This is a genomic window from Bacteroides sp. NGMCC 1.200775 (assembly GCF_040798045.1).
In the GTDB taxonomy this organism is placed as follows: Bacteria; Bacteroidota; Bacteroidia; order Bacteroidales; family Bacteroidaceae; genus Bacteroides; species Bacteroides hominis.
Genome location: NZ_JASCQK010000008.1, coordinates 180,154 through 187,683 on the forward strand (window position 1 = coordinate 180,154; position 7,530 = coordinate 187,683).

The following is a 7,530-nucleotide window of genomic DNA, read 5'->3' on the forward strand; positions in this document are numbered from 1 at the left end:
ATAATAGAGAATTATCTTTGCCTACATTTTGTGGATGTATACAACTTAATCCACTATTCATTTTCTATATTTCAATAAAAATACAGATGGCCGAACAAAGAAGAAATACCCGTAGTACCACTAAGTCCAAGGTTCAACCCGTAAATGATTATGGGCGTATCCAGCCGCAAGCGCCGGAACTGGAAGAAGCTGTGCTCGGGGCCTTGATGATTGAAAAAGATGCTTATTCGCTGGTGAGTGAGATTCTCCGTCCGGAATCGTTTTATGAACATCGGCATCAGTTGATTTATGCTGCTATTACCGACCTTGCCGTTAATCAAAAACCGGTAGATATTCTGACAGTAAAAGAGCAACTCAGTAAGCGTGGCGAGTTGGAAGAAGTCGGAGGACCATTTTATATTACTCAATTGAGCAGTAAAGTGGCATCTTCTGCTCACATTGAATATCATGCTCGTATCATAGCACAAAAATATCTGGCAAGAGAACTTATAACTTTTACAAGTAATATTCAGAGTAAGGCGTTTGACGAGACTCTTGATGTAGATGATCTTATGCAAGAAGCTGAAGGAAAACTCTTTGAGATTTCGCAGCGGAACATGAAGAAAGACTATACGCAGATCAATCCGATCATAGCGGAAGCTTACGAACAGATTCAGAAAGCCGCCGCACGTACCGATGGTCTGAGCGGATTGGAGAGTGGATATACCAAACTGGATAAGATGACTTCCGGATGGCAGAAATCCGACTTGATAATTATTGCAGCCCGTCCGGCCATGGGTAAAACGGCTTTTGTACTTTCAATGGCTAAGAATATTGCCGTGAATTTTAGGAATCCGGTAGCCTTGTTTTCTCTTGAAATGAGTAACGTTCAGTTGGTCAATCGTCTGATCTCGAACGTTTGTGAAATTCCGAGTGAAAAAATCAAGAGCGGACAATTGGCAGCTTATGAATGGCAACAGCTCGATTATAAACTAAAGGATTTGCTGGATGCACCGCTTTATGTGGACGATACACCTTCACTTTCCGTATTTGAACTTCGTACCAAGGCGCGTCGGTTGGTACGTGAGCATGGAGTGAGAATTATCATCATTGACTACTTGCAGTTGATGAACGCCAGCGGTATGGCATTCGGCAGCCGCCAGGAAGAGGTCAGTACCATTTCACGTTCATTGAAGGGACTTGCCAAGGAGTTGAATATCCCGATTATTGCTCTGTCACAGTTGAACCGTGGTGTCGAGAGTCGTGAAGGACTTGAAGGAAAGCGTCCTCAGTTGAGTGACCTTCGTGAATCCGGTGCCATTGAGCAGGATGCCGATATGGTGTGCTTCATTCACCGTCCCGAATATTACAAGATATTTCAGGATGATAAAGGAAACGATCTCCGTGGAATGGCCGAAATTATTATCGCTAAACATCGTAATGGTGCAGTTGGCGATGTTCTGTTGCGATTCAAAGGTGAATATACCCGTTTCCAGAATCCGGATGACGATATGGTGATTCCATTGCCTGATGCAGGAGCTATGTTGGGGTCGCGCATGAATAATACCGGGAGTGTACCTCCGCCTCCAGCTGAATTTGCCCCTCAGGGAGGTAATCCGTTCGGAGGAAGCAATGACGGACCTTTGCCTTTTTAGAAATAAGATATTTATTTAATTTATAATACCATGAAAAGATATTGCCAAACACTCGAATTGTACGACGATTCGGAATTGATTCGTGCTTATGTTGCAGAACATCAGCATGTGTGGCCGGAAATTAAAGCAGGTATCCGTGAAGTCGGGATACTCGATATGCAGATTTATATCCACGAACATACTCTCTTTATGATTGTCGATACGGTAGATGAATTCGATTGGATAAAAGATAACGAACGTCTGGCTAAACTGCCTCGGCAGGCTGAATGGGAAGCTTATATGTCCCGTTTCCAGCGTTCGTTACCAGGACAAGCATCACACGAGAAATGGAAAATGATGGAACGTATATTTAAACTCTGACGATATGCAAAAACTACTATCTTTGCCTCCTAATCTGGTTCAGTCCTTTCATGAATTAGAGCGGGTAAACCGTACCGATTGGTTTTGTACTTCCGATCCGGTAGGCAAAAAACTTGGTTCCGGAGGTGGAACAGCTTGGTTACTGAAAGAATGTTATAACGAATTTGCTGACGGGACCTCTTTTTCCGGGTGGCTGGGAAAAGAGAAAAGAATTCTGTTGCATGCAGGCGGACAAAGCCGTCGTCTGCCCGGTTACGCACCATCGGGCAAGATACTGACACCGGTTCCTGTGTTCCGATGGGAGAGGGGCCAACACCTTGGGCAGAACTTGCTTTCCTTACAATTGCCTCTGTATGAAAAGATCATGTCTTTAGCTCCGGAAAATCTGCATACATTGATTGCGAGCGGTGATGTATATATTCGTTCGGAGAAGCCTTTACAAACCATTCCGGATGCAGATGTAGTTTGCTATGGACTATGGGTTGATCCTTCATTGGCCACTCATCATGGTGTATTTGCTTCCGACCGGAAACATCCTGAAAAACTTGACTTCATGCTCCAAAAACCTTCTTTGGATGAACTGGAGTCATTGTCAAAGACTCATCTTTTTCTGATGGATATTGGCATCTGGCTTTTGAGTGACCGTGCTGTGGAGGTGTTGATGAAGCGTTCCTATAAAGAGAATTCTGAGGAACTGAGATATTACGATCTTTATTCCGATTTTGGATTGGCTCTTGGCGCACACCCGTGCATTGAAGATGAAGAGGTGAATACTTTGTCGGTTGCTATTTTACCTTTGCCCGGGGGAGAGTTTTATCATTATGGTACCAGTAAAGAACTGATTTCTTCCACTCTTTCTGTGCAGAATAAAGTGTACGATCAGCGTCGTATCATGCATCGTAAAGTAAAACCCAATCCGGCTATGTTTGTCCAAAATGCTGTAGTGCAGATACCTCTCTGTGCAGAGAATGCTGATTTATGGATTGAAAACAGCCATATAGGGGCTCAGTGGAAGATAGCTTCACGACATATCATAACCGGTGTACCGGAAAATGACTGGACATTGACTGTTCCTGCCGGAGTGTGTGTAGATGTGGTTCCGATGGGAGATAAGGGCTTTGTTGCCCGTCCATACGGTCTGGACGATGTTTTCAAAGGAGATTTGAGAGATTCTAAAACAACCCTGACGGGTATTCCTTTTGGTGAATGGATGGCGAAACGTGGTCTTTCATATACAGATTTGAAAGGACGTACGGACGACTTGCAGGCTGCTTCTATATTTCCTTTGGTTAACTCTGCTGAAGAATTGGGATTGGTGTTGAGGTGGATGCTGTCCGAACCTGAGTTGGAAGAGGGAAAGAGCATTTGGTTACGTTCCGAACGTTTCTCTGCAGATGAGATTTCGGCAGGTGCCAATCTGAAACGTTTGTATGCACAGCGTGAAGAGTTTCGGAAAGGAAACTGGAAAGCATTGGCCGTTAATCATGAAAAAAGTGTTTTTTATCAGCTCGATCTGGCCGATGCGGCCGAAGATTTTGTACGTCTTGGTTTGGATATGCCTGAGTTATTGCCTGAGGATGCTCTGCAGATGTCACGAATCCATAACCGGATGTTGCGTGCGCGTATTTTGAAATTAGACGGGAAAGACTATCGTCCGGAAGAACAGGCTGCTTTTGATCTGCTGCGCGATGGATTGTTGGGCGAGATCAGCAACCGCAAGAGTGAACCAAAACTGGATGTATATTCCGATCAGATTGTTTGGGGACGCAGTCCTGTACGTATCGATATGGCAGGAGGGTGGACCGACACTCCTCCTTATTCACTTTATTCGGGAGGAAACGTTGTGAATCTGGCCATTGAGTTGAACGGACAACCTCCCTTACAGGTTTATGTGAAGCCGTGCAAAGACTTCCATATCGTCCTGCGTTCTATCGATATGAGTGCCATGGAAATAGTATCTACGTTTGATGAATTGCAGGATTATAAGAAGATCGGTTCACCATTCTCTATACCGAAAGCCGCTCTATCGTTGGCAGGCTTTGCACCTGCGTTTTCTGCTGTATCTTATGCTTCATTGGAGGACCAGCTTAAAGATTTCGGTGCAGGTATTGAAGTGACTTTATTGGCGGCTATTCCGGCAGGTTCCGGCTTGGGTACAAGTTCTATTTTAGCTTCTACCGTACTTGGTGCCATTAACGATTTCTGTGGTTTAGCCTGGGATAAGAATGAGATTTGTCAACGCACCCTTGTTCTTGAACAATTGTTGACTACCGGTGGTGGATGGCAGGATCAGTATGGAGGTGTGTTGCAGGGTGTGAAGCTTCTTCAGACCGAGGCGGGCTTTGCTCAAAGCCCATTGGTGCGGTGGCTGCCCGATCATTTATTTACGCATCCTGAATATAAAGACTGTCACTTGCTTTATTATACCGGCATAACTCGTACGGCAAAAGGAATCTTGGCAGAAATAGTCAGTTCCATGTTCCTCAATTCATCGTTGCATCTCAATTTGCTCTCGGAAATGAAGGCACATGCATTGGATATGAATGAAGCTATACAGCGTGGAAGTTTTGTTGAGTTTGGCCGTTTGGTAGGAAAAACCTGGGAACAAAACAAAGCATTGGATAGCGGAACGAATCCTCCGGCTGTGGAGGCAATTATCGATCTGATAAAAGATTATACTTTGGGATATAAATTGCCAGGAGCCGGTGGTGGCGGGTACCTATATATGGTAGCGAAAGATCCGCAAGCTGCTGTTCGTATTCGTAAGATACTGACAGAAAACGCTCCGAATCCTCGTGCACGCTTCGTTGAAATGACGCTGTCGGATAAGGGATTCCAAGTATCACGATCATAAAATCATTATTAGTCGACGGGAGGTAAATACTTTATCTCTTGTCGACTTCCTTTTCTATTCCTCATTAAGTTTGCCTCTTCTGTTATTCTGATAGTAAAATAGAGATTCTGATATCTTTAAGTCTGCTTTTTTCTTGTTTTAAAAACTCTGTTGTCTTGAGAAAGTGATGAAATAGCAAGTGATGGAGCATTAACTTGCCTTTAATTCGTTTCTTCATACGTGTACTCTTCATACGATGTTAACTTCGTCTTTGCAAATCATTAACTTCTTGTGAAGAAGAAGTTAGTTATAAGAAAATACGAAGTTAACTTCGTATAGTTACGAAATTCATTTTTATTGAAAATTCTCCTACTTTTTGCCTAACGGTTTCATTTATTGAACAAAAACTATAGAATTCTTTTCTGTAACATAGGTCAATATGAATCATTCCTGAATGTTATTTTGGAGGTATAGGATGCCTTTGCCGTTGCTTACTGATTGAAATTAGTGCATGTTTATTGAACTTGTGACTGGTGATCTGATTTATTTGGTGGAGATATGATATTGGTGAAAATGGAATCCTGGTGTTTTTTATAACAACTAAGTCAGTGGTCCGTAAATAAGGGATTCCTGAAGTTACTCAAAATACAATGTGACAGAATGCTTTTGGGAGTATATAGTTTCTAAACCTTTATAGATAGAATAATGAAGATTTTATTTTGTTGGATAATTTGTTTATTATCAGTATATTATGTGGTAAACGTAAAAAGAACAAAAAGAGTAAATTCTTTGGTAATTAACTGATATTCAGTAGTGAATGTGTTTCAAAAGACGTTCGTTTAATAGCACAAAGGTATAAACTAAATTTTGATGTACAAAATATTTTTAGATGAAAAAGTAAATATACTTCTTTATGTGCTGATTATCAGATAATAATCTGGTAATAAAAACAGCTTTTTACTTATTTTGCATGTGGTCTTTTATCTCCATAATTGATGTTTCAAAAGACGAACGTCTTTTGAAACATCAATTGATCGAATCCGTTCGTTTCCACCTAAAATAAGTCATAAAAAATCTTGCAGTTTGGCTGAGAAAAAGAGTCTCACCCAACTGCGAAGCATACCCGGACTTAAGTAAATCACTCAGGAATATATCCTTCTAAATGTCTCAACAACAAGAATATTGGTTCGCTGCCCGTACCCGTAAGGATCAGGAGCTTACTACTCGTGACGCATTAGAGAAAATAGGTGTCGAGTACTTTTTGCCGACCCAATTTGTCATTCGTCAATTGAAATATCGCCGGCGTCGTGTAGAAGTTCCTGTCATTCGTAATCTTATTTTTGTACATGCTACCAAAGAGTTTGCTTGTGCTATTGCCAACGAATACGGGGTTCGTCTTTTCTATATGCGTGATTTTGACACTAAGAGTATGCTTATTGTTCCCGATAAGCAGATGAAAGATTTTATGTTTGTCATGAATCTCGACCCTGCTGCTGTTATCCTCAACGATGATTGTTTCGCAGTTGGCACCAAAGTACAAGTTATCAAGGGAGATTTTTGTGGAGTTGAAGGTGAACTGGCCAGTCTTTCTAATCGTACTTATGTCACTATCCGTATTCGTGGCGTTTTATCTGCCAGTGTCAAGGTTCCTAAAAGCTACCTTCGCATTCTCGCACCGTAATCAGTAATATTTTATCATATAAAATGAATACTCTTATGACCCAGATTCATGAGCTGCAACATGTGGCTCACGAATTATTGTATTTGGGCGCTGACGGTTCTCCTATCTATACCGACAGTTTCCGTCAATTAAACACTGAAGTGCTTCAAAAATCTGATGCTTTGTTTGCTTTGAAAGGAGAGAATCCGGAAGAAGAAGCACGACTTTGCCTGGCTCTCTTGATGGGCTACAATGCAACAATCTATGATTATGGCGACAAGGAGTCTAAGAAACAGGTTATTCTGGATCGTTCCTTGCTTGTGTTAGAGTCTCTCCCGTCTTCTTTGCTCAAGTGTCAGCTTTTGACATATTGTTATGGAGAAGTTTTTGAGGAAGAGTTGGCAAAGGAAGCTCATGCAATTATAGATTATTGGGATAATAAAACTTTATCGATAGATGAACAGGAGGCTGTAGATATGCTGAAGATGATAGAGGAAAATCAGTATCCAAATAGTTCTATTGATTAATATTTGATCTGTAATCTATTATCATGAAAGGTATTGTTTTGGCTGGTGGTTCCGGCACTCGTTTATATCCGATCACTAAAGGAGTAAGTAAACAGTTACTTCCAATTTTTGATAAACCGATGATTTATTATCCTATCTCAGTACTTATGTTGGCGGGGATACGTGAAATACTCATCATCTCTACTCCTTATGATTTACCAAGTTTTCAGCGTTTGCTGAGCGATGGTTCTGATTTTGGAGTACGTTTTGAGTACGCCGAACAACCTTCTCCCGACGGTTTGGCACAGGCATTTATCATTGGTGAGAAGTTTATAGGCGGTGATTCTGTATGTCTGGTTCTTGGCGATAATATCTTTTATGGTAGCTTTTTTACTAAGATGTTGAAGGAAGCTGTAGCATCCGCAGAATTACAAAATAAGGCTACGGTTTTTGGCTATTGGGTTGAAGATCCGGAACGCTATGGGGTAGCTGAATTTGATAGGGATGGGAATGTCCTCAGCCTTGAGGAGAAACCTG

The 7,530-nt window shown here is 41.7% G+C and carries 6 protein-coding genes; all 6 read left to right on the forward strand.

The window, feature by feature from the left end; translation table 11 throughout:
• Positions 1 to 86 precede the first annotated feature (86 nt).
• Entirely contained in the window at positions 87 to 1,634 is a 1,548-nt protein-coding gene (gene dnaB, locus QK890_RS18050; protein WP_032530667.1) for a replicative DNA helicase, read from the forward strand.
• A 30-nt stretch (positions 1,635 to 1,664) separates the two neighbouring features.
• The gene (locus QK890_RS18055; RefSeq protein ID WP_005778184.1) at positions 1,665 to 1,994 is read left to right on the forward strand and encodes an L-rhamnose mutarotase; all 330 of its coding nucleotides are present in this window, start codon (positions 1,665 to 1,667) and stop codon (positions 1,992 to 1,994) included.
• A gap of 4 nt (positions 1,995 to 1,998) precedes the next feature.
• Entirely contained in the window at positions 1,999 to 4,848 is a 2,850-nt protein-coding gene (locus QK890_RS18060; RefSeq protein ID WP_250704748.1) for a bifunctional fucokinase/fucose-1-phosphate guanylyltransferase, read from the forward strand.
• Positions 4,849 to 5,989: 1,141 nt separating this feature from the next.
• A complete protein-coding gene (gene upeY, locus QK890_RS18065) occupies positions 5,990 to 6,508 on the forward strand; it encodes a capsular polysaccharide transcription antiterminator UpeY (protein WP_005778177.1) in 519 nt (172 codons plus the stop codon).
• Between the two features lie 35 nt (positions 6,509 to 6,543).
• On the forward strand, positions 6,544 to 7,014 hold the full coding sequence (locus tag QK890_RS18070; protein ID WP_217737564.1) for a UpxZ family transcription anti-terminator antagonist: 471 nt from the start codon (positions 6,544 to 6,546) through the stop codon (positions 7,012 to 7,014).
• A gap of 23 nt (positions 7,015 to 7,037) precedes the next feature.
• The coding region (locus QK890_RS18075) for a sugar nucleotidyltransferase (protein ID WP_367627494.1) at positions 7,038 to 7,530 on the forward strand (493 nt) is incomplete at its 3' end.

What these genes read in the sequence shown, in the direction of transcription:
- QK890_RS18070 (WP_217737564.1), top strand. Translation starts at nt 6,544, where the DNA reads ATGACCCAGATTCATGAGCTGCAACATGTGGCTCACGAATTATTGTAT.
- dnaB (WP_032530667.1), top strand. Translation starts at nt 87, where the DNA reads ATGGCCGAACAAAGAAGAAATACCCGTAGTACCACTAAGTCCAAGGTT.
- upeY (WP_005778177.1), top strand. Translation starts at nt 5,990, where the DNA reads ATGTCTCAACAACAAGAATATTGGTTCGCTGCCCGTACCCGTAAGGAT.
- QK890_RS18060 (WP_250704748.1), top strand. Translation starts at nt 1,999, where the DNA reads ATGCAAAAACTACTATCTTTGCCTCCTAATCTGGTTCAGTCCTTTCAT.
- QK890_RS18055 (WP_005778184.1), top strand. Translation starts at nt 1,665, where the DNA reads ATGAAAAGATATTGCCAAACACTCGAATTGTACGACGATTCGGAATTG.